Here is a 23,589-nt window from a genome sequence, read left to right as displayed (position 1 = left end):
TTATTCCGGCCGGCTGATCATGCCGAACAGCGCGGGCGCCCCGCGACTAGCCGCCTGCGGTCGCTGGCTGCGGGAAAGCCGCAGATGGACCCGAAGCAGATCGGCTGCAACCTCGTACTGCTGGCTCTCCAGATGGTCGAGTATGGTCAGATGCTCGCGCAATGATTGCTTCAGCCGGAAGACATTGACGCCGGCATACGTTCCCGGCAGCCGGCGCAGCCTGAGATGATCGGCCAACGCCTCGGCGACGAAGCGGTTGGCGGAGCCACCGGCGATCATCCCGTGAAAATCGATGTCCAGCCGTTGGAACTCTCTGGAATCGAATGCCGCGTCGGGCAGAGCCAGCAGCATTTCCATGCCCTGTCGCAAGGCTGCCGCGCGCGTCCCATCCAGCCGGAACCCAGGCGCCAGAAGGGCGGCGGGTTCCAGCAACAGCCGGAATTCATAGCTCTCCCCTTGTGCGCCAGGATCGTCCGGCACTCTCCTGAAAAGCCAGGACTGCCCCGGCGCGCGGTCCAGAAGATTTTCCTCGGCCAGTTTCTTCAGCGATTTTAGTACCGTCCTGCGCTCGGCATTATACCGTCGCATCAGGGCGCCGACGGTGACCGTCTGGTCCAGCCGGCGCGCCGAGCGGTCTCGCAGGATCATGTCGGCAAGTTCATCCTCCTCGGCGCTCGGCAGGTCGGCGGCGACGGTCGCCTGGCTCGTGAGGTCTACGGCCAAGCGATAGCCGGACTCAGCCTCCCATTGAACTACGCCTTTTTCAGTGAGCAGACGCAGCGCGGCCCGCACCGGAGTTCGGGATACGTTGCAGAGCGAAGCGATCTGCTGCTCCGGGAGATGAGCGCCGGGTTCAAAGCCGCGTTTCCGGGCCACATCGAGAATGCGCTGTGCAAGGTCGAGATGGTTGGTGCGGGGACGTCGAGCTGCAACTTGCATGGCAATTCTCATGAAGGACTTGGCGGCTGAGGTTTGGCCGATTGCCCTTGCGGATGCGATCGGCCGGGATTCACCGTAGTTGACAAATTATGGATTGACGTACTTTTTTCTGCAATAGTACTGTGAGATCAATCGGCAATAAAAGACTGGGGAACAGGATCAAAGCGGCTACGGCTGCAAGCGCTGGTCCGACGACTAAGTTCGATGATCAACCAGAATGGGAGTCTGTCATGACCACCACCACCCTGCGGCACCGTCCGTTAAGGAAATCCTTGATCGCACTTGGCCTTGGCCTGGCGCTGTCAGCGCCGGCGGCTGCCTCCGACCTCGTTATCTCCAACTGGGACGGCTACATGGCGCCGGATGCCATGAAAGCTTTCAAGGCGGCGACCGGTGTCTCCGGTGAAGTCGTGGTTCACGCCACTAACGAGGAGATCATGGGCAAGCTCGTCGCGTCCGGCGGCAAGGGCTATGACGTGGTCTTCGTCTCCTCGCCCTTCGCCGAAGTGCTGAACAAGCTCGGCCTGATCGAGGCGATCGACCATGCCAATATCCCTAACCTCGCCAATCTCTATCCCGAGGCGGCGAAGCTGCCGCACGACGCCGGCAACAATTTTTCCGTGCCCTACACTTGGGGCACCACCGGCCTTTGCTACCGTTCGGATCTGGTGAAGGCGGAGCCGGTGAGCTGGAACGACCTTCTCGCCCCGTCCGATGCGCTCAAGGGCAAGACGACGATGCTGGCGACCGACCGCTGGCTGCTTGCCGCCGGCCAACTCGCCAAGGGCTATTCGGTGAACGAGACCGATCCGGCAAAGCTCGGCGAAGTCAAGGACCTGCTGATCTCGGCCAAGAAGACCTTGCTGGCCTATGACGACACGACCTTTTATTCAAAGCTGGTCTCGGGCGAGGCGCTGATGGTTCAGGCCTGGGATGGCTGGTGCAATTACGGGATCGCCGAGAATCCACAAATTAAATACACCATACCGAAAGAAGGCTCGGATCTCTGGGTCGATACGATGGTCGTGATGAAGGCATCGGCCAACAAGGACGCCGCCTTCCAGTTCATCAACTTCATGCTGGACGCCAAGAACCACGCCTGGGCGGCCCAGAACATCGACTACAAGGTACCGAACAAGCCGGCTATGGAAAGCCTGCCGGCGGATTTTCTCGCCAAATTTCCCAATATGAGCATGCCGGTGGCAGAGTTGGTCAAGTTCGAGCAGTTGCGCGATGTCGGCGATGCCCAACGCGACTACTCGAAGATCGTCAGCGAAATCAAGGCCGCGCAATAACCGACATCAAAATCAGAGATCCCGGTCGACGGCGGGGTTTTCGCCGCCGACCGTTGAATGCGGTACCGCAATCTTGTCCCAAACAAGACTTCGCTCATCCTTGCTGATGACGCCGGCGCTGGCCTGGCTCATCGCCTTGATGGTCGTGCCATGCGCGCTGGTGCTGGCGCTCGCCTTCTTCCGGCGCGGCATCTATGGCGGCATCGACTACACTTTCACGCTGGAGAATTTCGGGCTGGTGTTCGACCCGCTCTATGCCGGCATCTTCCTCAATTCGGCGCGCATTGCCGGCACGGCAACCCTGGTCGCGGTGGTGATCGGCTATGCCGCCGCCTATGCGATCGCGGCAGCACCCCGGCAACTGCAGCCGGTGTTTCTGTTCTTTGCCGTCTTGCCCTTCTGGTCCAACTACCTGATCCGTACCTATGCCTGGATCGTGCTGCTCAACCGCGAAGGGCTGATCACACAACTGCTGCGCTGGTTCGGCTACACCGGCGAGCCGCTGTCGATGCTTTATACCGAAGGCGCCGTCATCGCCGGTCTGGTCTACAACTATCTGCCCTTCGTCATCCTGGCCTGCTACGCGCCGCTGTCGCGGCTCAATCCGGAGCTCGCAGAGGCCTCGCGCGATCTCGGCGCGTCGGCCGTGACCACATTTCGCCGGGTCATCCTGCCGCTGACCATGCCGGGTATCGCCGCCGGGGCGGTTTTCGTCTTCGTGCTGTCGATCGGCAATTTCGTCACGCCGGCGCTGCTCGGCGGCGGCCGTTTCCAGATGATCGGCAATCTCGTCTACGACCAGTTCCTCACGGCTAATGACTGGCCCTTCGGTGCGGCACTGGCAATGGTGCTGATCGCCATCATGCTGCTGGTGCTGACGACGCAGGCCCTGGCTGCTGATCGCGCCTCGGGCCGCACCGCCGAAGCGAGAGGAGGCGCCGATGGCTGAGCGCTCCCTCGCCACGAGGCGCGCGCTCTGGCTCGTGCTTTCACTGGTCCTGGCCTTCCTCTACATCCCGATCGCCGTGCTGGTGGCGCTGTCGTTCAACCAAGGCGGGCTGCCGACCGTCTGGTCGGGCTTTTCGCTGAAATGGTATGTCTCGCTAATCGGAAACGCCGCAATCCTTTCTGCCGCGCTCAACACACTGATCGTGGCGCTTGTCTCGACCGCCATCGCCACGCTGCTCGGCACGCTGCTGGCGATCGGCGTCGAAATACGCCGGCAACACGGCAAAGGTCTCGAGGCGCTGATCTTTGCGCCGATGATCATTCCCGACATCGTGCTGGCGATCGCGCTGCTCAGCTTCTTCTCGATGCTTGATCTCACCTTGGGCCTGCACACCATCATCCTCGCCCATGTCGTCTTCAATCTCGCCTTCGTCTGCTCCGTGGTGCGCGCGCGGCTGAAAAGCTTCGACTGGTCGATCGTCGAGGCCTCTGCCGATCTCGGTGCTTCCGCGCTCACGACATTTCGGCGGGTGACGTTGCCGGTGATCCTGCCTGCCGTCGTCGCCGGCGCGCTGCTCGCCTTCACCCTTTCGGTCGACGAATTCATCATCGCCTTCTTCACCGCCGGCGCCGGCCGCGCCTCGACCACGCTGCCGATGCAGATCTATTCGATGATTCGCTTCGGCATCACGCCGGAGATCAATGCATTGGCGACTATCGTCATGGCGGTCTCAATCACCGCGCTGACCCTGTCGCAGCGGCTCAACCGTGGAGTGATCGGCCAATGAACGAGCCCCGCACGCTGCTGGCGATCGACAACGTGTCGAAGAAGTTCGGCCGGGTGACGGCGGTCGACGGCATTTCGCTGGATATCCGCGAGAACGAGTTCTTCGCCTTGCTTGGACCTTCGGGCTGCGGCAAGACAACGCTGCTGCGCATGTTGGCCGGCTTTGAGACGCCCAATGACGGGCGCATCCTGCTCGACGGCCGCGACATCGCCAGGACCCCGCCCAATAAGCGGCCGGTCAATCTGATGTTCCAGTCCTATGCGCTGTTTCCGCATATGAGCGTCAGGGCGAATGTTTCCTACGGCCTCGAAATGGAACGCTTGCCTGCAAAGGAAATCCGCTCCCGTGTCGACGCCATTTTGGCGACGACCGAACTCGTTGCCTTCGCCGACCGCAAGCCGGAGCAATTGTCTGGCGGGCAGAAGCAGCGCGTCGCGCTTGCCCGAGCGCTGGTCAAGCGACCACGGCTGCTTCTGCTCGACGAACCTCTTGGTGCACTCGACAAGAAATTGCGCGGGGCCATGCAACTGGAGCTGAAGCGGCTGCAGCACGAGGTCGGCATCACCTTCGTCATCGTCACCCATGATCAGGAGGAATCGCTCGTCATGGCCGACCGTATGGCAGTGCTCAGGGACGGCAAGCTGCTGCAATGCGATACACCCCATGCGGTCTACGAGCACCCGGGGGACCGTTTCGTCGCCGACTTCATCGGCGTCATGAATTTCGTGCCGGGCAAAGCCGTCGGCGACGGCGTGCTGGCAAGCAACGGCGTGCGGATCGCCGGCGATGTTCCCGCAACACTTTCGCCCGGCGCTGCGGCGGTAGCTTCAGTGCGGCCCGAACGCATCCGGCTGTTCCCGTCGGCAGAAACGGCCAACCGTATCTTCGGCGCGGTCGAGGCGCTGGCCTATCAGGGACTCGATCTGCAGCTGCACGTCCGCACCGCCCTGTCGCCAAAGCCGTTCCTGGTGCGCGTCACCGCCGACGCCGCCGGTCGCCGCCCGGTCTCGTCGGGCGATACAGTCGAGCTCGGCTGGGATGCGGCTGACGTCAGAATTTTCGCAGATTGATCGAAGGAGAACCTCTCATGGCGCAGAAGACGATCGCGTTCTTTCCGGAGGCCGCCTATGGCCCCGCGCTCAATTCCGTCGGCATAGCCCAGGCGATCGAGGCGCGCGGCCACAGAGCGGTGTTCCTGTCGGACCCCGGTTTCGTCGACGTCTACAAGGGCTACGACTTCGAGGCTCATCCGGTGAACCTGTCCGAGCCGCTGCCGCCGGAACAGATGGCCAAGTTCTGGGAAGACTTCATCAACGGCCACATCCCGAACTTCCGCAAATCGCCCTACGACCAGGTCGACAATTACGTGAAGGATTGCTGGACGGCGATCGTCGACAGCGCCAAATGGGCTGAGAAGGATCTGCCTGGCGTGCTTGCGACGATCAAGCCTGATGTCATCTGCGTCGACAACGTCATCCTGTTCCCGGCAATCAAGCAGTATGGCAAGCCCTGGGTGCGCGTCATCTCCTGCTCGGAAAACGAGATCGAGGACGAGGACGTCCCGCCACATCTGTCCGGCTGCGGCGAGAACGACCACGCCTGCCATCGGCGTTACCGCGACCATTTCAACGCCGTCATCAAGCCGATCCATGACGACTTCAATGCGTTTTTGAAAGCGAACAACGAAGCGCCGTATCCGATCGGCCAGTTCTTCGAGGCCTCGCCGTACCTCAATCTGCTGCTCTATCCCGAGGCGGCGAAGTTCAAGCGCCGCTATCCGCTCGACCCGGCAAAATTCCAATATCTGGAAGGCTGCGTGCGGCAGGAGAAGCCCTACACCGTGCCGGTTTTTGCGAAGAATAATGACGGGCCGCTGCTCTATGTTTCCTTCGGCAGCCTTGGCGCCGGCGATGTCGATCTGCTGAAGCGCATCGTCGCAACGTTGGGCAAGACGCGCTACCGGGCGCTGGTCAATGTCGGCGGCTACAAGGAGCAGTACGCGCAAGTGCCCGAAAACGTCATCGTCGAGAGCTGGTTCCCGCAGCCCTCGGTCATCCCGCAGGTCGATGCGGTGATCCATCATGGCGGCAACAACTCGTTCACTGAGTGCCTGTATTTCGGCAAGCCGGCGATCATCATGCCCTACGTCTGGGACGGCCACGACAATGCGACGCGGGTCGAGGAGACCGGCCACGGCTTCGGCATGCCGCGCTACGACTGGAGCGACGCCGAGCTCATCGCCAGGATCGAAACCTGCCTGACCGACCCGGCAATCAAGGCCAAGCTGGCCAAGACGTCGGCCCAGATGCAGTCGCAGAACGGCCCGGAGAAAGCGGCGGTACTGCTGGAGAAATTGCTGTGATCTCAGCCCCACACCTCCACCAAGCCTCGACCCGCACCGACCTCGTCGACTGGGGCACCCAGCCCGATGCGCTGGAAGGCGCTTCGCATTCCACCGGCAGGCTGGTGCACAAAGGGCCGAACAACCAGCCGGAATCCGGCATCTGGGTCTGCACGCCCGGTCGCTGGCGGCTGGCGATTCCGCGCGACGAATTGTGCCGTTTCGTTGCCGGCCGCGCGACCTACAGATCGGACGACGGCGAGGTGATCGAGGTATCCGCCGCCACGGTTGTCATGTTCCCGGCCGGTTGGACCGGCGAATGCACCGTCCACGAGACCATCCGCAACTTTTACATGCTGGCCTAAAGCCGGCCACTGGAGCTCCCGACATGCCGACACCGATCATGAAATCGCCGCTCGCCCTCACCGACCTGGTCGACTGGGGCGTCATCCCCACCCTGATCGAGGGCGAATCCCGCACTTCCGGCAAGCTGCTGCACAAGGGGCCGGAGGGCCGCTCCGAATGCGGACTGTGGGTCTGCACGCCGGGCAAATGGCGCTGCCACGTCACCCGCGACGAGTTCTGCCATTTCCTCGAGGGACGCTGCACCTATGTCCACGAATCCGGCGAGGTGATCGAGATCGAACCGGACACCGCAGCGTTCTTTCCGCAGGACTGGAAGGGCGTCTGCACCGTCCACGAGACCATCAAGAAAGTTTACATGATCCGCTGAACCTTCTCGATAATTCTACCCTACCGGACACCTGACGCCGTTTCTTCCGATGCTCACGCACTTTAGTGTCCGCTCCGCTTCGGTTCTCGAAAACCACGCCGCCTGTCTCGGCAGGGTGAATTCTCAAAAAGGTTCCGTGCACACGGGAGGACAGAATGGACTTTTCACCCGACCGGCCGACCTTCTTCGTCAATCCGGATTATCGGCCAATGACTGGTGCGGCAAAACCGGTGATCGATCCGGCGACGCTCGAAACCGTCGGCGCGATCACCGCAGCCAGCGACGGCGAGATCGACGCCGTGCTCACCGCAGCGACCAAGGCGCAAACGGCCTGGAAAAAGCTCGACGCCAAGAGCCGTGCCCGGCATCTGCACGCCGTCGCGAACGCCATCGAAGCGGCCGACTTCACGCGCTGCGCCGAGCTGATGGTGCACGAGATGGGCAAACCCTATCCGGAGGCGATCGGCGAGATCGCCAATTGCGCGCCGATCTTCCGCTATTACGCCGAAATGGCGCGTGACGACGCCGGCAAGATCGCCGGCACGACGCAGGCCGGTTCGTTCCAGTATGCCCGCTACGAGCCCTACGGCACGTCGGTGCACATCATGCCTTACAATTTTCCGATCCTGTTGATGTGCTGGACCGTCGCCGCCTCGCTTGCCGCCGGCAATGCCTGCGTGATCAAGCCCGCCGAAGCGACAACATTGTCGACGCTGGATTATATGACCGTGTTCCGCTCCCTGCCGGAGGGCCTGGTTTCCTGCATGCCAGGCGGAGCAGCAACGGCGCAGGCGCTGATCGCCTCGGACCGCACGCATGCGGTTGCTTTCACCGGTTCGGTCGCCGCCGGCAAGGCTGTCGCCGTCGCATGTGCAGAGCGCATGAAGCCTTGCGTCATCGAGGCCGGCGGCAGCGATCCCCTGATCATCAGCCAACACGCCCCACTGGACGTGGCGGCTGCCGGCAGCGTCACGGCTGCCTTCCATCTCACTGGCCAGGTCTGCACTTCGGCCGAACGGTTCTTCGTGGTTGATGCCGTTCACGACCGCTTCGTCGATCTGTTTGCCGAGAAAACGCGCGCGCTGCGTATCGGCAACGGCCTCGACAAAACCGAGATCGGACCGCTGGTCAGCGAGGCCGCGCGTGCGAAGGTCATCCGGCTGGTCGACGATGCGATCCGCAGCGGTGCCAAAGCGATCACCGGCGGACGCATTCCGCCGGCACATAATGTAGGCTGGTTCTACGAGCCGACCATCCTGACCGGCATCACCGCCGATATGGCAATCGTGCGCGAAGAGTGTTTCGGGCCGGTCGCCGCAATCTGCCGGGTCAAGGATTTCAACGAGGCGATAGAGCTTGCCAACGACAGCCCCTTCGGTCTCGGCGCCTCGGTCTTCACCACCGATCTTGCCGAAGCGCATGAGGCCGCGGAGCGGCTCGAGGCCGGCATGGTCTGGGTCAACAATCCGCTGATAGACAATGACGCGTTGCCGTTCGGGGGCTGGAAGGCTTCGGGCCTCGGCCGCGAGCTCGGCCGCCAGGGTCTGGATGCATTCCGCCGCTCGAAGATGGTCATCATCGACCACAGACCGGAGATTCAGGGCTGGTGGTATCCCTATCCTGACAGCTGTTTCCGCGAGGCAGGCGGGCGCAAGCATGCTTGACACGACTATCTTCGGGCGTGCTGCTAGCTAATTGTTTAGGATATCCGTCTCCGCCGAATGCAGCCATATCGGGCGTGGCGCTGTAGCCGAAGGCTGGTGAGGTCGGAATCAGAAAGGCCACCTGCGCTCAACGGCCATTCGCCCGGCGGACCCGCCAGATGACATTACCGACGTCGTCGGCGACGAGCAGTGCGCCGGCCTGATCGATAACAACGCCGACCGGCCGGCCCATCGCCGTGCCATTCCGCCCGATGAAGCCAGTGAGCACGTCCTTCGGGAGACCGCTCGGTTTGCCACCATGGAACGGCACGAAGATGACCTTGCAGCCGCTGTGCACGCTTCTATTCCACGAGCCGTGCTGGCCGACGAAGGCGCCGTTGCCGTAGGCCGGACCGAGCCGCGCGCCTTTGGAGAAGGTCAGTCCCAGCGAGGCGGTATGAGAGCCCAGGGCGTAATCGGGCTTGATCGCTGCCGCCACGAGATCGGGGCGCTGCGGCTTGGCACGTTCGTCGACGTTCTGTCCGTAGTAGCTGTAGGGCCAGCCGTAGAAAGCGCCGTCACGAACCGAGGTCATGTAATCCGGCACAAGGTCGTCGCCGATCTCGTCACGCTCGTTCACGGCGACCCAAAGCTGGCCAGTCTCAGGATTCCAGGAGAGCCCGTTCGGGTTGCGCAGGCCCGAGGCGAAGACCCGAGTGCGGCGGGTAGACCGATCCACTTCAAGGACAGCGGCGCGGTTCTTCTCCGCGGCTATGCCGTTTTCTCCAACGTTGCTGTTGGAACCAACGGTGACATAGAGCTTGCGTCCATCCGGAGTTGCGATCACGTCCTTGGTCCAATGATGGTTGAGGTCCCCGGCCGGCAAGTCGATGATCTTTTCCGGCGACGTGCTGACTCGGGTCTGGCCATTGGAGTAGGGGAAAGCGACCAGCGCGTCGGTATTCGCGACAAAGAGTTTGCCTTTGGACAGCGTCATGCCGAAGGGCGAATTGAGGCCTTCCGCGAACGTCGTGCGTACATCCGCAATGCCGTCGCCATCGGTGTCGCGCAGGAGCGTGATGCGGTTGGCGCTTTTGGTCGCGGCGCCAGCCCGCTTCATAGCCAGGTCCATGAAGACCTTTCTAAGACTGAAGCCTTCGTCATGCTTGGCAGGGGCATTGGTTTCAGCAACCAGCACGTCGCCGTTCGGAAGCACATGTAGCCAGCGCGGATGATCGAGGCCGGTGGCGAAGGCGTTCACTGTCAGCCCCTTCGCCGGGGTCGGCATACCTTCTTTCTGCCAGCCTTTCGCCTCGGCGATGTTAACAGTCGGGATCAGCGTCGGTCTTGGTTTCGGTAAAGTGGGGTTGGGGCCATAGCCGGTTATTGCACCAGTTTTTTGCGCCGGAATGCCAGCGCAGCTCGCCATGACGGTGCCCAACACCGCTACGAGTACGCTTCCTGGGAAGCCGGCATGCATCGGACGTCCTCCGCATGGATTTGTGTCGCGCTCTTTGTGCAAACGGAAGTCAGTGGCTTATTCTTCCAATTGCCTCGAAACAGCGGCGCTCGTGATCCGAGGGCCAGGAATTCGCGACAGATCTGCGCTCGGTAGAAATATGGCGCGAGAAGATTGTGGCAACCGCGCGAATATCTGTCGCGCAATATGAATCATGGGCCAACATGCGTTCGAATGGAAGGAGACCGTGAACGGCGGGACCCACAATGACCCACCGATTGCACCAGCTGGTGAAACAGCTGTTGTTGCTGCTTAGCAAGACGCTGCAAATCTGCTAAAGTCTGCGGTGGGAGGAGACGGATATCCAATCGCTGCCGATAGCACATCCAAGTGTAGCGAAGGCGACACCCGGCGCATCACTTCCGCTCGCCTATTCCCTCGCGACGCTCTGCTGGCTCCTGTCGGCCGGCGTCTATATCGCCGCCAAGTGGGTTGCCCCCGAGATGCCGCCTTGGGCGCTCTGCTTCTGGCGGCTGACGCTCGCGTGCGCGATCCTGCTGCCTATCGTCCATCGTCATCACGGGGCGATGCTCGTGCTGATCCAATCCCGGGTGATCGAGGTGCTGGTCATCGGCACTATCGGGCTAACCTTGTGTCAGGGCATGATCTACACGGGCCTCAACTACACCAACGCGACAACCGCCGGCATCATCATGGCGCTGTCGCCGATCATGACCATGGTGCTTGCCCGCTTCGTGCTCGGCGAGCCCCTCGGTGTCTGGAAAGCGCTTGGAGCGCTGGTCGCTCTGGCTGGGATGGTGGTGATCGTGGCGCGCGGCGACCTTGCCGCGCTGATGCAGCTGCAGTTCAATCCCGGCGAGTTGTGGATCGTCGGCAGCGCGTTTTGTTGGGGCCTCTACACCGTGCTGCTGCGTCGCGCCAAATTCGCTATCGAGCTTCTGCCGATGGTGGTCCTGCTGCTGGGAGCCGGCGCGCTGGCCGCACTGCCCTTCTATCTCTGGGAACTGTTTTCCGGGGATCGTTCAGCGCTGCATGCGAACGGCCTTCTGGCTCTCGCCTATGTTGCCGGCCCCGGCGGCGCTCTGATGTACTATCTCTACAACCGTAGCGTCGAGACGCTTGGTGCGGGGCGCGCCAGCATGCTGCTCTATCTCCAGACCGCCTTCGTCGCCGTTCTCGCTTATCTGGTCCTTGGCGAAAGCTTGCACGACTACGATCTCGCCGGCGCCGCCTTCATCATCGCCGGCCTGCTGCTCGCCACCGCGATCAAGCCGAGGCAGCGCACGGTGCGTGTCGCGTAGGCAAACATCAGTTCCGCTGCTTCGGCGAGCAGCTCGCAAAATCAGAGCGCAAGCCGGGTCACTGAAGCCGGCTGTTGTGGCGCAGCACGAGGCCGACCGCGCCGAGCAATGCATCGTTCTCCGTGTGCTTGCCAACGATTATCCGCGTGCGCAGCGCAGGCGCCACATCGCGGGACTTGATGAGCGTGTGGCGTTCATATGATGCGATCAGTGGCGCCAGGAGAATGTCGCCCGCCAAGGCCATGCGGCCGCCGATGATGATGAGCGGCGGATTGAGAACCGAACCGATCAGGCCAAGGCCACGGCCGGCAAACTCGGCGGTGTCCTCGATCATCCGCAGCGCCCTCACGTCGCCCTGCTCGGCCATCATGATCACGTCGTCCATCGTGACCGGCCGCCGCACGATGCGCGAAATCTGCTCGAGCGGTCGGGCAAAGCTGGCATAGAGCTCCAGGCATCCTCGATTGCCGCACCGGCAAAGGTCGCCGCCGGGATCGATGCTAATGTGCCCGAATTCGCCGGCGCCGCCGGCGATGCCGCTCACCAGCCGACCGTGCTGGACAATGGCCCCGCCGACGCCCAGATCGACCTTGAACAGCACGAAATCGTCCTGGCCGACGGCAGCACCCCACATCAGCTCGGCAATGGCCGAGCAGTTGCTCTCATTGTCGGCGAAGATCGGCTGTTCAAGGACCGGCCCGAACACATCGCGGATGTTGACCCCGGCCCAGGTCGGAACGATACTCGCGCGCAGCACCACTCCTTCGCGGCTGACTGGGCCCGAGACGGAGACCCCAACCCCCAGGAGCCCCGCCATCGGCAGACCGTTCTCTTCGTAGCATCGGGCAATTACTGACTTGGCGAGCTGGGCCGCCTGTTGCGGCTGGTAGTCCAGACCCATGGGGATAGTTTGTTCGGCAACGAAAGAATGCGAGACGTCAGCGACGACACACCGCATCTCGTCGAGGCCCAGATGGATGCCGACGCAGGTGCCCGCAGCGGGATTGAGCGTCAATGTCGTGGCAGGCCTGCCGATACCCCTCGCCGCGTCATGATGGGCCGAGGATTCGATCACCATCCCAGATTTTCTCAAGCCGTTGAGCGCGGTTGAAACCGTCGACCGCGCCAAACCGGTAATGCGGGTAATTTGCGACGCAGAAAGCACGCCGCGCTCGCGCAAGCATCGGACGATCAGGCTCTCCGGCGACGCGGACGGCCTGTCGATCAGCCAATTTCTAAGCGAAGGTTTGTTCATGATGGGCACAAAGCACGTTGACTGATAGCCCAAATATGTCATCTTGGAAAGAACGGAGATTACTGAATCTCGCCGGCCACGACCTCAAATCGCGGGCCACAAGCGGTCGATACGAACCGTGCATCACATATGGGAGTGAAACGATGAAATACCTGAGGACGGCCTTTGCGGCCGCTACCGCCTTCACCTTGATTACCGGAACAGCCCTCGCGGAGCCGAAGACCAACCTCTTGCATCAATGGGCCACCGGATCGGACGCCCAGGCTATCGCCAAGCTCGGCGAGATGTTTACCGCCAAGGGTGGCACCTGGCAGCAGACCTCCATCGCAGGCCATACGGCCAATACCCTGGCCAAACTGCGTGCTGATGTGATCGCCGGCAACGCACCTCCCGCTGTGCAGCTCAAAGGCCCCGAGATCGCCGAATGGAACGAGACGGGCATGACAGCCAATCTCGACGACCTGGCGAAGGCGGAAAATTGGGAGAAGGTCGTCGCTCCCGAATTGCTGCCGGTGATGAAGCCGACCGGGAATTGGGTGGCCGCGCCGATGAACATCCACCGCATCAACTGGCTGTGGGCATCGCCGAAGGTCATGAAGGACGCGGGCGTCACCGAGATGCCGAAGACATGGGCGGAATTCAACGCCGCCTGCGACAAGATCGTGGCCAGCGGCAAGATCTGCATTTCGCACTCGACCGCCGACTGGACCGACTCGACCGTCTTCGAAGTGGTCGTGTACGGTCAGGACCTCGATCTCTACAAGAAAGCTTTCGTCGAGGGCGACGTCGATGCCATGCGCAGCGACGGCATGGTCAAGGCCTTCGAGCAGTTTCGCACCATGACCTCGAAGTACATGGACCCCGGCATGAACGGGCGTGACTGGGATACCATGTCGCATCTCGTCGGCCGCGGCGAGGCCGCCTTCCACATCATGGGCGACTGGACGATCGGCCTGCTGACGGCCGGCGGCTTCAAGGAGGGCACCGACTATGTCTGCGCCCAGGCGCCGACCGATTGGGGCAAGCCCGGTTTCATCTTGAATTCAGACTCGGTCGTGTTCTTCAAGCAGAAGGATCCGGACTATATCGAGGGACAGAAGCTGCTTGCCAGCATCATCCTGTCGCCCGAATTCCAGACCATTTTCAATCAGACCAAAGGGTCCATTCCGGCCCGCCTCGACGTCGATCTTTCGAACGGCTTCAATCCCTGCCAGCAGCTCTCGCAAAAGGATCTGCAAGCCTCGATCGCCGCCGGCACGCTCGTGCGTTCGATGGCGCACAACATGACGGTTCCGCAAAAGGTCCGCGGCGCAATAATGGATAGCATCACGGAGTTTGTAGCAACGCCGGATATGAGTGCGCAGGACGCGGCCAATGCGATGGCGGATGCGGCCGAAGCGCAGAAGTGACGCTGCCGATGATGGCCGGGGGCGAAGCTCCCGGCCAGACCTCGCCGGAGCAGCCCGATGTCCACCCATGATCTGATTGTACCAGCCGCAGCTGCCGCGGCCCCTCCGTGGCGCGAGCGCCTGGGCACGATGGTGCCCATTCTGGTGCTGGCGCCGTCGATAGCGGCGAGTTTCATCTATGTTTTCGTCTTCACGCTCTGGACGCTCTACATCTCGCTGTCCAATTCGTCGCTGTTGCCGACCTATGGGTTCGTCGGCCTGGACAATTACGCTTCGCTCTGGGCAAACCGGCGCTGGAACATCGCCTATACCAATCTCTTCCTGTTCAGCGGCTTCTATATCGTTGGCTCGATGGCCGTTGGCCTGCTGCTCGCGATCGCGATCGACCAGCGCGTCCGCGGCGAGGCGGTTTGGCGCACCATCTTTCTCTACCCGTTGGCGGTGTCCTTCATCGTCACCGGTACGGTGTGGAGTTGGCTCTATAATCCTGTCGACGGTATCCAGGCCTTCGTTCGCGGGCTTGGCTGGACCGACTTCAGCTTCGCCCTGACGGCCAACCGCAACACTGCGATCTATGCGGTGATCATAACCGGTATCTGGCAGTCGTCCGGCTTCGCAATGGCACTTTTCCTGGCCGGTCTGCGGTCGGTCGATCCGGATCTCGTCAAAGCCGCGCAAATCGACGGCGCGTCGGTTTTCCGGACCTATCGGAGGGTCATCCTGCCAACCATCGCTCCGATATTCCTGGCGGTGGCGGTCATTCAGATACAATTCGCCATCAAGACCTTCGACCTGGTGGCGGCGTTGACGCGAGGCGGCCCAGGTGTGTCCACCACCTTCCCCGCCATCTATGTCTACGACCTGATGTTCCAGCGCGGCCAAATCGGCGAGGGTGCCGCCGCGGCGATGATGATGCTCGCGGCGGTCGCGGTGGTGCTGGTGCCGTACTCCTTGTGGATCGTCTGGCGCCGGCGGGCGGAGGGCCGCAATGGCTGAAATTGCCCCTAATGCCCGTTTTGATCCGGAAGAAGCCGCTGCCACGCGCCGGCATTTCTGGAGTCGCTTCCTTGTCTATGCCGTGCTGACGCTTTTCGCGGTCGTCTATCTCGTGCCATTGCTGGTGGTGATCTTCAACTCATTGCGCGAGCAGTCGGAGATTGCCCGCAACGGCCTCATCTCCGTACCGCGCAGCTTCCGGTTCGATGCGTGGGCGCAGGCCTGGGGATCCTACTGCGTCAGCGGTACCTGCGAGGGCATGAAGCGCAATTTCTTCAACTCGCTGGCGATGACGATCCCCGCCACCATCATCTCGACCATTCTCGGCGCCATGAACGGCTACATCCTCTCCAAATGGCGCTTCAGGGGTTCCGAACTGATCTTCAATCTGATGCTGCTCGGCGTATTCATGCCCGGCCAGATTTCGTTGATGCCGTGGGCGTTCCTGCTCGGCAAGCTCGGCCTGACCAATTCCACATACGGGCTGGTGTTGATCCACGTCGTCCAGGGCATCTCGTTCACCACCCTGTTCTGCCGCAATTTCTACGTCAGCATACCGGACGACCTGATCAAGGCGGCACGCATCGACGGCGCCGGCTTCTGGCGGATCTTCCGCAAGATCATCCTGCCCCTGTCGCCGCCGATTCTGATTGTCACCGTCATCTGGCAGTTCACCGGCATCTGGAACGAGTATTTGTTCGGCGTCGTCTTCACATCGGGCCAGCAGCAGCCGATTACGGCGGCGTTGGTCGCGCTCACGGCCGGCGGCACGACCGCGCGTGCTTACGATGTGATGAGCGCAGCCGTGCTGATCGGCGCGTTGCCTCCGCTGCTGATCTATCTGTTTGGTGGAAAATACTTCGTGCGCGGCCTCACCCAGGGCGCCATAAAATGAGGCGTCGCCGATGTCCGCGTTGATGATCCGCAACCTTCACAAGAGCTACGGCTCGCTCGAGATTCTTGCCGGCATCGATCTCGAGGCTAAGACCGGAGAATTCGTCGCCCTTGTCGGCCCGTCGGGTTGCGGCAAGTCAACCTTGCTCGCCATGATCGCCGGACTGGAAACCGTCACGTCGGGCGAGATATGGATCGGCGACCGGCTGGTGAACTCGGTGCAACCCAAGGACCGCGATATTGCGATGGTGTTCCAGTCATACGCCCTCTATCCCACCATGACGGTGCGCCAGAACATCACCTTCGGCATGGAGAGCCGCGGCGTGCCAAAAGCGGCGCAGGCGGAAGCTGTCCAGCGGGTTGCCGCACTCCTGCAGATCGAACAGCTGCTTAAACGCAAGCCCGGCCAGCTCTCGGGGGGCCAGCGGCAGCGCGTTGCGATGGGGCGTGCCCTCGTGCGCGACCCGAAGCTGTTTTTGTTCGACGAGCCCTTGTCCAACCTCGACGCCAAGCTGCGCGTCGACATGCGTACCGAAATCAAGAAGCTTCACCATCGCGTCGGCAAGACCACGGTGTATGTCACCCACGATCAGGTCGAGGCGATGACGCTTGCATCCCGCATTGCGGTGATGAACCAGGGCTCGGTACAGCAGTTCGACACGCCGAAGCGGATCTACGACCGGCCGACCAACATGTTCGTTGCCGGTTTCATGGGATCGCCGGCGATGAATTTCATTCCCGCCCGGCTTACGGGCTCGACCAGCATCTCGGTACGCGCCGCTGACGGCAGCGACGCCAGCCTCGCCCTTGCCGCGCCGATGCCCGCCGGTGCGCCACAGGACGTCGTGCTCGGTATCCGGCCGGAACACATCTACCGTTTCACGACCGATCTGAAGTCGCGCAAACCTGCTGTGGCGTCCATGCAGGCGCCGGTCGAATTGGTCGAGCCTACCGGGGCCGAGACGCTTGCCGTGCTCAGGCTGGGTGACCTGGAGATCACCGGCCGTTTCGAGCCGGATGACGCTCCCGTCATGGGCGAGACGATAACGCTAGGCATCGACATGTCGCGTGCCTGTCTGTTCGATCCAACAACCAAGGCGCTTCTGTAGTTTGATGTCCGTACAATTCGCGACTTATCCGAGCTTGACCGATCGGGTCGTGCTGATCTCCGGCGGCGCCTCCGGCATTGGCGCCGATATGGTCCGCGCCTTCGTGGCGAACGGCGCCCGGATAGCCTTTCTCGATGTGCAGGACGAACCAGCGGAGGCGTTGGTGCGCGAGCTCGCTGGTGCCGCCGGGCAGGCTCCGTTATATCTCCATTGCGATGTGACCGACGTCGATGCGCTAAAGGCGTCGGTAGCAGGCGTGCGCGCGCGGCTTGGTCCGGTCGCCGTCCTGGTGAATAACGCAGCCAATGATCAGCGCCATCCCATCGACGCGGTAACGGCCGACTATTGGGACCGCAGCTTCGACGTCAATCTGAGGCATCACTTCTTCGCCGCGCAGGCAGTGCATCCGCATATGAAGGAACTCGGCTTCGGCTCGATCATAAACTTCTCCTCCATTGCCTGGCGGTTCGGAGCGGACCAGATGGTGGCCTATGCCACCGCCAAGGGGGCCGTGGTGGCGCTGACGCGTGCGTTGGCGCGGTCGTTCGGACCGGATAACATCCGCGTCAATGCGATCGAACCCGGCGCCGTCATGACCGAGCGGCAGCGCGAGCTGTGGTTCAAGACGCAGGAGGCAGTCGACCAGACGGTGCAGCGGCAATTGATTCGCCGCGTCCTGCTGGGCGAGGAGATTGCACGCACCGTGCTCTTCCTGGCGGCCGACGACAGCCGCATGATCACCAAACAGTCCATAACCGTCGATGCCGGTCTGCGCTAGTGACGCCTCTCCGCTCTCCATTGGAACCGCCAAGCTGATGTTTCGTCTCGGCCTCAACCCTTACGGACTGACCTACTATCTCGGCCTGCAGGGCCGCGGCACGCCGCGGCACAATCCGGACGGCGTGGGGCTGGAAGGCTTCATCACGCTGGCGCAGGAACTGGGCGCACGCACGCTCGAGATCTACGAACCCTGGTTGACCGACTTGACTGACGCCGAAATCGTCGCCCTGCGCAGGCGTCTTGCCGCGCTGGACATCGTCCCGGTGGTGAGCGGCGGACTTCTAGTGGCAGGTCCGCTGGACAACGCCTTTCGGGCTGCGCGCCTGCTCGAGGCGACGACGATCCGTATCGCACTGACGCCTGTCCTGTGCGGCGACCGCAATGCGTGGGGTCCGAAATGGAGCGAGTTCAACGCAACGATTCGCGCTGCCTTGACGGAATGGGGGCCGCGTGCGGCGGCCGAGGGACGCGTGCTCGGCATCGAGAACCATCAGGACTTCGGCAGCGACGAACTGGTTGCGTTCTGCGAACTCGGCGGGCCGGGTGTCGGCATCACCTACGACACCGGCAACACCTTTCCTGTCGGCGAGGCGCCGCTTGCCTTCACGCGCCGGATCGCGCCCCATGTCCGCCACGTTCACCTCAAGGACTATCGCGTCCAGTTCACGGATGAGGGCTACCGCCTGGTCCGCTGCGCGATCGGCGACGGCGCCGTGCCTTTCGCCGAACTGGCAGCCATCCTTGGCGAGCACCACGACACGCTGACGGCGGTGCTTGAGCCCGGCGCGCTGGAGGCCCGTCACGTTCGCTGTCTCACCGACGACTGGTGGAACGGATATGCGCCGAAGACCGCCCGCGAATTCGCGGCCTGCCTGAGTGCTGCGCGCCTGAACCGCCTTGCGGACGACGCCGACTACCGCACGCCATGGGAGCGCGATGATGACGGTGCGCTCGTTTCGTACGAGCTCGACATGATCCGGCGCAGCGCCGCCAACATGATGAAATTCGATTTCATTGCAATGGAGAAATCAGCATGACTGCCCGAGAACTCAGCGGCCTGACCGCCTTCGTCACCGGCTCGGGACGCGGCCTCGGCCGCGTGATGGCCGACCGCTTGGCCGAACTTGGCGCAAACGTCGCGGTCCACGACCTCGATTGGGCCCGGCCATCTCAATATGGCGAATTCGCGGACCTCGGCGACTCTGCCAGGGGCTTGGAGAAGCATGGGACGCGCATCACCGCGGTCACCGGCAACATCGGCGACAAGCAAGCTGTCGCGGAAATGAAGAGGAAGATCGAGGCGGAGCTCGGCGACGTGCACGTCTTGGTAAACTGCGCCGGCGGCGACATCGGCGCCAAGGGCGTAAAGCCCAATCCCAACAACGCACTGGACATCGACTACGAAGACATCAAGGTTCTAACCGAGAACAACCTCATCGGCACGATGCTGGTCTGCCAGGCGTTCGTTCCGCCGATGGTCAAGCGTGGCTCAGGCTCGGTGATCAACATCGCCTCGGCGGCAGCGCATATCGGATGCTCGCCCGAGGTGGTCTACTCGACGCTCAAGGCGGCTGTCGTCCATTATACGCGCTGCCTCGCCAAGGAACTGATCGACGATGGCGTACGCGTCAATGCGGTGAGCCCCGGCGCCACCAAGACGGCACGGTTCCAGGCGAGCCGCGTGGTCGATCCGCAGCGCATGGATTCGAGCAAGAAATCGCTGAACCGGTATGCGGAGCCTGAAGAGATCGCCGAAGCGGTGGCCTTCCTCGCCGGTCCGCGCGCGCGCTTCATCAACGGGCAGGTAATCCGAGTCGATGGCGGTTTCACGATCTTTCCAGGTTAGGCCGCGACCATTGCCGGTTTCGGATGAGTATTTGATTGTGCCGTGACCCGATAAAGCTGTTATCGTGCCCTCGCATCGGGGGCGAAGCCATGCAGATCGCGGGGATGGGTTCAGGCAGCATCGGCCGCTGTTTGGCGGTTGTCCGCTGGCCAAGGCGTTACGCTGATGGCGTTGGTGCCGCCTCGAACCGCTGCTCCGGCGCTAGCACCCGGATCCGCGGCAAATGACGGATGACGCCAACATCCTTGATGCGGTGGTGGTCGGGGCCGGTTGGGCCGGCCTGGGCGTCAGCTATTCGCTGGCACGGCAAGGCTTGCGCCATGCCGTACTGGAGCGAGGCCGCATCGGAGAGACCTGGCGCACGCAGCGGTGGGATTCTTTCCGGATGAATACCCCAAACGTTCAGACCGTCATGCCAGGCGACTTCTATGACGGTTCAGATCCGTTCGGTGCCCTGACGCGCGACCAGTTCGTCGCCCTGCTTGAGGATTTCGCCAGGCGAAACGAACTACCGGTCGAACCGGACACTGTTGTGACCGAGCTCTCCGGTGGGAACGGGAATGGCGTCTATCGGTTGACCACCTCGCGCGGCACAGTTTTGGCACGCAACGTGGTGATCGCAAGCGGCGACTTGAATTGTCCGGTGCGCCCAGTGTTCGCCGCTGCCTTGCCGCCAGGCCTGCGCCAGTTCGATGCTTCTGATTACCGCAGCACCGCCGATCTTCCGGCTGGAGCGGTGCTGGTGGTCGGAAGCGGCCAGTCTGGTGTCCAGATCGCGGAGGACCTGGCAGAAGCAGGCCGAACAGTCTTCCTTGCCACCAGCCGCGTCGGGCGGCTCTCGCGGCGCTACCGAGGTCGCGACATCATGATCTGGCTCGTCGAAAGCGGGTTTCTCGACGTACGTCGAGACGAGATCATTCGACTTGCGGGGCGCATTCCACCTCGTGGTCTGCTTGGCGTGGAACACACGATAAGCCTGCAAGCGCTCGGCGCCCGAGGCATCGTGCTGCTAGGGCGGCTCGCGGGCGTCGAGGGCGACGGCCGTCTGTCGTCCGCCGAGGATCTCGAAGAGCATATTCGTTTTGCGGACGAAGCTTCCGCCAACGTTAAACGCTATATCGACGAATACATCAGCCGCTCTGGAATCGATGCTCCCGTGTCGGAGCCGGAAACAGCGGATACTGTCACAGCGCATCGGCCGGACCCGGCTATCGTTTCGCTTGACCTCGCCGGGTCCGGCATCACGACCGTGGTGTGGTGCACCGGCTTCAAGGGCGATTTCAGTTGGGTGAGGCTTTCCGGTCTGCTCGACCCGGAAGGACAGCCTGTTCACGAGGATGGCGTGGCCGCCCTGCCAGGCATTTACTTCGCTGGGTTGGACTTCGCCTCCACACGCAAGTCAGGCACAATATTGGCAGTCACCGAGGAGGCGCCCCGCCTTGTCGAACACATCGTGCGGCGTTCGTGACGACCTGGACACCGTCGGCGGGTTTCTAAACCCAAGGCCATTGATGACGACTAAGTCTCAGCTTGACAAAAACTGCGGTATAGCGGGTATATTAATCGAATAATATGACGCCATCCATTGTGAGGAAGGCGGGTGGCAAACCAGGGAGGAGACCAAGATGAGCCGCTACAAGTCAGTCGGATTCCTGCACGGCATGGTTTTGGGCGTGGCCCTGACGACCGCGACTGCGGCCCATGCCGAGACCTTGACGCTCTATTGGAACGCCGGCCACGCCTATCAAGCTTATGCCGATGCAATAGCGAAGTTCGAGGCCGATCATACCGGATGGTCGGTGCAGTGGGAGAAATTCCAGTGGCCGGATATGCGCACCAAGCTGGTGGCGGATTTTGCGGCGAAGAACGCGCCCGATCTCGTCGCCGAACCCGGCGGCTGGGTGCAGGAATTTGGCCAGCGGAATCTGCTGCGGCCGCTGAACGACTTCATCCAACAAGACGGCAAGGCGATCGGCTATCCCGACGACTGGCAAGCCTATTCCGTCGAGCGCAACAAACTCGGCGACAAGTACTATGGCGTCCAGATCCACCTCACCTGCGCCACCCTCGTGTACAACGTCGATATGCTTAAGCAGGCGGGCTTCGACGCGCCGCCTGCGACCTGGGAGGAGTTCCTGAAGGTTGCCAAGGCGACGACGACCGGCGCCCGCTTCGGCTTCGCTCCCAACCCCAGCATCGGATATTATTCGTCGTGGCTACTGCAGAACGGCGTAAGCTATTACGATCCCAAGACAAACAAGGTCAATCTCGACAGTCCTGAGGCGATCGAAGCGATCCAGTTCCTCGCCGACCTGATCCACAAGGAAAAAGCAGCGACCAAGCCGGCGGCGGGTGCTGACTATGAGGGTCCGCAAAAGCTGTTCACGGCCAACCGGGTCGCAATGATCATAACCGGTCCGTGGGACGTGAAGCCGATCCGCTCGGGCAACCCGAAGCTCAACTGGGCGGTTGCGCCATCACTCAAGCACAAGGTGCAGGCGACGTTCGCGGGCGGCGTCAGCGTGATGATCCCTAAGGACGCCAAGCACCCGAAGGAGGCCTGGGAGTTGTTGAAGCGGCTCGTCGCGCTCGACACGGAACTAGCGGCTACCAAGGAAGCGGGCATGACGATGCCGCGCAAATCCTGGGCCGAAAACGCCGAGGTTCAGGCCGATCCGGTCATCGGCAGCTTCAGCAAATGCCTGCCTTACGCGCAAGACGTCACCGCCGAGCTGCGCCTCACCGGCAAGCACGCGCGAATCGAGAAGCTTCTGCAAAGTGCGCTCGAGGATATCATCTACAATCAGAAGCCAGCAGCCGAGATCATGCCGAAATTCGCGGCCGAGGCCAACGTCATCCTGGCCAACAACTAGGCCGATGTTTATCAGCGGCAGCACCGATACGGCCGATACGGACATTCGCGTCGGCGCGATGCCGACCCGGCGAGCTGCCCGCTTCAGCCGGCGCACCAGACAAACGCTTCTCGCTTACCTGCTGCTGTCGCCAGCAATCCTCTATTTCTCGGTCTATCTCTTCTATCCGATAGGACTGGAGTTTTGGGCGAGCCTGTACAGCGGCCAGCCGCTGATCGGCGAGAGCCGATTCGCCGGACTGGACAACTACGTTGCTGCCCTCGGCGACGCGCGCGTTCGGCAGTCGCTCTTCGTGACGCTGGCCTTCGCGATAGGCGTCACCGCGGCCAGCATCGCCATTGGCCTCGGACTGGCGGTCGTGCTCAACCGGCCGATCCCGGGGCGCACTCTGATCCGCGCAATCATCTTCTTTCCCTACATCACCTCCTTCGTGATCGTCGCGTTGATGTGGCAGGCAATTCTCGATCCCTACACTGGCATCTTGAACAGCTTCCTTGCCGAGCTTGGGCTGCCGACCCAGAATTGGCTCGGCGACACCTCGACCGCGCTGCCGACCCTCATCGCCATCACGGTCTGGAAGGATGTCGGCTATGCCATGCTGATCTACCTCTCCGCGTTGCAGTCGATCCCGTCCGACTTCTATGATGCCGCATCCATCGACGGCGCCACGCCGACGCAGCAATTCCGCTATCTGACCTGGCCGTTGTTGACGCCGACCACACTGTTCATCGCGGTCGTCAGCACGATCAGCCAGCTGCAAGAGCTGGCGCCGGCCTACCTGATAACCAAGGGCGGACCGGCCGACGCGACGCGGTTCTTCAGCCTGCACGTGTTCGAGGCAGCCTTCTTCGAGCTCAACATCGGCTACGCCTCGGCGCTGTCTTTCCTGATGTTCCTGCTGATCCTGGCCATCACCTTCGTTCAGTTCCGGCTGCTCAACCGCGAAACCACCTATTGAG

The 23,589-nt window shown here is 62.2% G+C and carries 22 protein-coding genes and 1 pseudogene; 19 read left to right on the top strand and 4 right to left on the bottom strand.

Features of this window, described 5'->3' with window-relative positions:
- The gene (locus tag NKI54_RS02290) at window positions 1–939 is read right to left on the bottom strand and encodes a GntR family transcriptional regulator (RefSeq protein WP_352586687.1); all 939 of its coding nucleotides are present in this window, start codon (window positions 937–939) and stop codon (window positions 1–3) included.
- 230 nt (window positions 940–1,169) lie between these two features.
- On the opposite strand from NKI54_RS02290, the gene NKI54_RS02285 reads away from it, so the two are divergent.
- The 8 genes from NKI54_RS02285 to NKI54_RS02250 all read left to right on the top strand — a co-directional run bounded on the left by NKI54_RS02285 (window position 1,170) and on the right by NKI54_RS02250 (window position 8,708).
- Complete coding sequence (locus tag NKI54_RS02285; RefSeq protein ID WP_352644203.1) at window positions 1,170–2,234, top strand: polyamine ABC transporter substrate-binding protein; 1,065 nt, start codon at window positions 1,170–1,172, stop codon at window positions 2,232–2,234.
- Window positions 2,235–2,340: 106 nt separating this feature from the next.
- Window positions 2,341–3,183, top strand: a complete 843-nt coding sequence (locus NKI54_RS02280; protein WP_352690692.1) for an ABC transporter permease — start codon at window positions 2,341–2,343, stop codon at window positions 3,181–3,183.
- Entirely contained in the window at window positions 3,176–3,970 is a 795-nt protein-coding gene (locus tag NKI54_RS02275; protein ID WP_352586683.1) for an ABC transporter permease, read from the top strand. The genes NKI54_RS02280 and NKI54_RS02275 overlap by 8 nt, the downstream gene beginning before the upstream one ends.
- Window positions 3,967–5,040, top strand: a complete 1,074-nt coding sequence (locus NKI54_RS02270) for an ABC transporter ATP-binding protein (RefSeq protein WP_352690534.1) — start codon at window positions 3,967–3,969, stop codon at window positions 5,038–5,040. The genes NKI54_RS02275 and NKI54_RS02270 overlap by 4 nt, the downstream gene beginning before the upstream one ends.
- Before the next feature lie 17 nt (window positions 5,041–5,057).
- Window positions 5,058–6,332 carry a glycosyltransferase gene (locus tag NKI54_RS02265; protein WP_352586679.1) on the top strand — a complete coding sequence of 425 codons (1,275 nt, stop codon included), beginning with the start codon at window positions 5,058–5,060 and terminating at the stop codon, window positions 6,330–6,332.
- Complete coding sequence (locus tag NKI54_RS02260; protein WP_352586677.1) at window positions 6,329–6,676, top strand: cupin domain-containing protein; 348 nt, start codon at window positions 6,329–6,331, stop codon at window positions 6,674–6,676. The genes NKI54_RS02265 and NKI54_RS02260 overlap by 4 nt, the downstream gene beginning before the upstream one ends.
- Window positions 6,677–6,699: 23 nt before the next feature.
- Complete coding sequence (locus NKI54_RS02255) at window positions 6,700–7,044, top strand: cupin domain-containing protein (protein WP_352452935.1); 345 nt, start codon at window positions 6,700–6,702, stop codon at window positions 7,042–7,044.
- Between the two features lie 155 nt (window positions 7,045–7,199).
- The gene (locus NKI54_RS02250; RefSeq protein WP_352586675.1) at window positions 7,200–8,708 is read left to right on the top strand and encodes an aldehyde dehydrogenase family protein; all 1,509 of its coding nucleotides are present in this window, start codon (window positions 7,200–7,202) and stop codon (window positions 8,706–8,708) included.
- Between the two features lie 127 nt (window positions 8,709–8,835).
- On the opposite strand, the gene NKI54_RS02245 is transcribed toward NKI54_RS02250, so the two are convergent.
- Window positions 8,836–10,167, bottom strand: coding sequence for a PQQ-dependent sugar dehydrogenase (locus tag NKI54_RS02245; protein ID WP_352690533.1), 1,332 nt, complete (start codon window positions 10,165–10,167; stop codon window positions 8,836–8,838).
- Window positions 10,168–10,508: 341 nt separating this feature from the next.
- Here NKI54_RS02245 and NKI54_RS02240 point away from each other — a divergent pair, with 341 nt between their 5' ends.
- On the top strand, window positions 10,509–11,468 hold the full coding sequence (locus NKI54_RS02240) for a DMT family transporter (RefSeq protein WP_352469816.1): 960 nt from the start codon (window positions 10,509–10,511) through the stop codon (window positions 11,466–11,468).
- 58 nt (window positions 11,469–11,526) lie between these two features.
- Here NKI54_RS02240 and NKI54_RS02235 read toward each other — a convergent pair whose 3' ends face one another.
- Window positions 11,527–12,546, bottom strand: coding sequence for an ROK family protein (locus tag NKI54_RS02235; RefSeq protein WP_352690691.1), 1,020 nt, complete (start codon window positions 12,544–12,546; stop codon window positions 11,527–11,529).
- A 3-nt stretch (window positions 12,547–12,549) separates the two neighbouring features.
- Window positions 12,550–12,723, bottom strand: a pseudogene (locus NKI54_RS02230) (ArsR family transcriptional regulator); the annotation flags it as partial.
- 143 nt (window positions 12,724–12,866) lie between these two features.
- Here NKI54_RS02230 and NKI54_RS02225 point away from each other — a divergent pair.
- The 10 genes from NKI54_RS02225 to NKI54_RS02180 all read left to right on the top strand — a co-directional run bounded on the left by NKI54_RS02225 (window position 12,867) and on the right by NKI54_RS02180 (window position 23,588).
- On the top strand, window positions 12,867–14,132 hold the full coding sequence (locus tag NKI54_RS02225; protein WP_023675509.1) for an ABC transporter substrate-binding protein: 1,266 nt from the start codon (window positions 12,867–12,869) through the stop codon (window positions 14,130–14,132).
- Between the two features lie 57 nt (window positions 14,133–14,189).
- A complete protein-coding gene (locus NKI54_RS02220) occupies window positions 14,190–15,128 on the top strand; it encodes a carbohydrate ABC transporter permease (RefSeq protein ID WP_352586669.1) in 939 nt (312 codons plus the stop codon).
- Window positions 15,121–16,023: a carbohydrate ABC transporter permease gene (locus NKI54_RS02215; protein WP_292660005.1), complete on the top strand. Its 903-nt coding sequence runs from the start codon at window positions 15,121–15,123 to the stop codon at window positions 16,021–16,023. Before NKI54_RS02220 ends, NKI54_RS02215 begins: the two co-directional genes overlap by 8 nt.
- 10 nt (window positions 16,024–16,033) lie before the next feature.
- Window positions 16,034–17,131 carry an ABC transporter ATP-binding protein gene (locus NKI54_RS02210; protein WP_352454145.1) on the top strand — a complete coding sequence of 366 codons (1,098 nt, stop codon included), beginning with the start codon at window positions 16,034–16,036 and terminating at the stop codon, window positions 17,129–17,131.
- Window positions 17,132–17,135: 4 nt separating this feature from the next.
- On the top strand, window positions 17,136–17,909 hold the full coding sequence (locus tag NKI54_RS02205) for an SDR family NAD(P)-dependent oxidoreductase (RefSeq protein WP_352454144.1): 774 nt from the start codon (window positions 17,136–17,138) through the stop codon (window positions 17,907–17,909).
- 37 nt (window positions 17,910–17,946) lie between these two features.
- Window positions 17,947–18,948 carry a sugar phosphate isomerase/epimerase family protein gene (locus NKI54_RS02200; protein ID WP_352448127.1) on the top strand — a complete coding sequence of 334 codons (1,002 nt, stop codon included), beginning with the start codon at window positions 17,947–17,949 and terminating at the stop codon, window positions 18,946–18,948.
- Window positions 18,945–19,757: an SDR family NAD(P)-dependent oxidoreductase gene (locus NKI54_RS02195; RefSeq protein ID WP_352448128.1), complete on the top strand. Its 813-nt coding sequence runs from the start codon at window positions 18,945–18,947 to the stop codon at window positions 19,755–19,757. Before NKI54_RS02200 ends, NKI54_RS02195 begins: the two co-directional genes overlap by 4 nt.
- Window positions 19,758–19,980: 223 nt before the next feature.
- Window positions 19,981–21,225, top strand: coding sequence for a flavin-containing monooxygenase (locus NKI54_RS02190; protein ID WP_352690531.1), 1,245 nt, complete (start codon window positions 19,981–19,983; stop codon window positions 21,223–21,225).
- Between the two features lie 157 nt (window positions 21,226–21,382).
- A complete protein-coding gene (locus NKI54_RS02185; protein WP_352586664.1) occupies window positions 21,383–22,630 on the top strand; it encodes an ABC transporter substrate-binding protein in 1,248 nt (415 codons plus the stop codon).
- Window positions 22,631–22,634: 4 nt separating this feature from the next.
- Entirely contained in the window at window positions 22,635–23,588 is a 954-nt protein-coding gene (locus NKI54_RS02180; RefSeq protein WP_352586662.1) for a carbohydrate ABC transporter permease, read from the top strand.
- The last annotated feature ends 1 nt before the right edge of the window (window position 23,589 follow it).

The organism is Mesorhizobium sp. M0663 (assembly GCF_040320585.1).
Lineage (GTDB): Bacteria > Pseudomonadota > Alphaproteobacteria > Rhizobiales > Rhizobiaceae > Mesorhizobium.
This window is presented reverse-complemented; position numbering and strand designations above follow the sequence as displayed.

What these genes read in the sequence shown, in the direction of transcription:
- NKI54_RS02290 (WP_352586687.1), bottom strand. Translation starts at nt 939, where the DNA reads ATGCAAGTTGCAGCTCGACGTCCCCGCACCAACCATCTCGACCTTGCA.
- NKI54_RS02285 (WP_352644203.1), top strand. Translation starts at nt 1,170, where the DNA reads ATGACCACCACCACCCTGCGGCACCGTCCGTTAAGGAAATCCTTGATC.
- NKI54_RS02280 (WP_352690692.1), top strand. Translation starts at nt 2,341, where the DNA reads ATGACGCCGGCGCTGGCCTGGCTCATCGCCTTGATGGTCGTGCCATGC.
- NKI54_RS02275 (WP_352586683.1), top strand. Translation starts at nt 3,176, where the DNA reads ATGGCTGAGCGCTCCCTCGCCACGAGGCGCGCGCTCTGGCTCGTGCTT.
- NKI54_RS02270 (WP_352690534.1), top strand. Translation starts at nt 3,967, where the DNA reads ATGAACGAGCCCCGCACGCTGCTGGCGATCGACAACGTGTCGAAGAAG.
- NKI54_RS02265 (WP_352586679.1), top strand. Translation starts at nt 5,058, where the DNA reads ATGGCGCAGAAGACGATCGCGTTCTTTCCGGAGGCCGCCTATGGCCCC.
- NKI54_RS02255 (WP_352452935.1), top strand. Translation starts at nt 6,700, where the DNA reads ATGCCGACACCGATCATGAAATCGCCGCTCGCCCTCACCGACCTGGTC.
- NKI54_RS02250 (WP_352586675.1), top strand. Translation starts at nt 7,200, where the DNA reads ATGGACTTTTCACCCGACCGGCCGACCTTCTTCGTCAATCCGGATTAT.
- NKI54_RS02245 (WP_352690533.1), bottom strand. Translation starts at nt 10,167, where the DNA reads ATGCATGCCGGCTTCCCAGGAAGCGTACTCGTAGCGGTGTTGGGCACC.
- NKI54_RS02235 (WP_352690691.1), bottom strand. Translation starts at nt 12,546, where the DNA reads ATGGTGATCGAATCCTCGGCCCATCATGACGCGGCGAGGGGTATCGGC.
- NKI54_RS02225 (WP_023675509.1), top strand. Translation starts at nt 12,867, where the DNA reads ATGAAATACCTGAGGACGGCCTTTGCGGCCGCTACCGCCTTCACCTTG.
- NKI54_RS02220 (WP_352586669.1), top strand. Translation starts at nt 14,190, where the DNA reads ATGTCCACCCATGATCTGATTGTACCAGCCGCAGCTGCCGCGGCCCCT.
- NKI54_RS02215 (WP_292660005.1), top strand. Translation starts at nt 15,121, where the DNA reads ATGGCTGAAATTGCCCCTAATGCCCGTTTTGATCCGGAAGAAGCCGCT.
- NKI54_RS02210 (WP_352454145.1), top strand. Translation starts at nt 16,034, where the DNA reads ATGTCCGCGTTGATGATCCGCAACCTTCACAAGAGCTACGGCTCGCTC.
- NKI54_RS02205 (WP_352454144.1), top strand. Translation starts at nt 17,136, where the DNA reads ATGTCCGTACAATTCGCGACTTATCCGAGCTTGACCGATCGGGTCGTG.
- NKI54_RS02200 (WP_352448127.1), top strand. Translation starts at nt 17,947, where the DNA reads ATGTTTCGTCTCGGCCTCAACCCTTACGGACTGACCTACTATCTCGGC.
- NKI54_RS02195 (WP_352448128.1), top strand. Translation starts at nt 18,945, where the DNA reads ATGACTGCCCGAGAACTCAGCGGCCTGACCGCCTTCGTCACCGGCTCG.
- NKI54_RS02190 (WP_352690531.1), top strand. Translation starts at nt 19,981, where the DNA reads ATGACGGATGACGCCAACATCCTTGATGCGGTGGTGGTCGGGGCCGGT.
- NKI54_RS02185 (WP_352586664.1), top strand. Translation starts at nt 21,383, where the DNA reads ATGAGCCGCTACAAGTCAGTCGGATTCCTGCACGGCATGGTTTTGGGC.
- NKI54_RS02180 (WP_352586662.1), top strand. Translation starts at nt 22,635, where the DNA reads ATGTTTATCAGCGGCAGCACCGATACGGCCGATACGGACATTCGCGTC.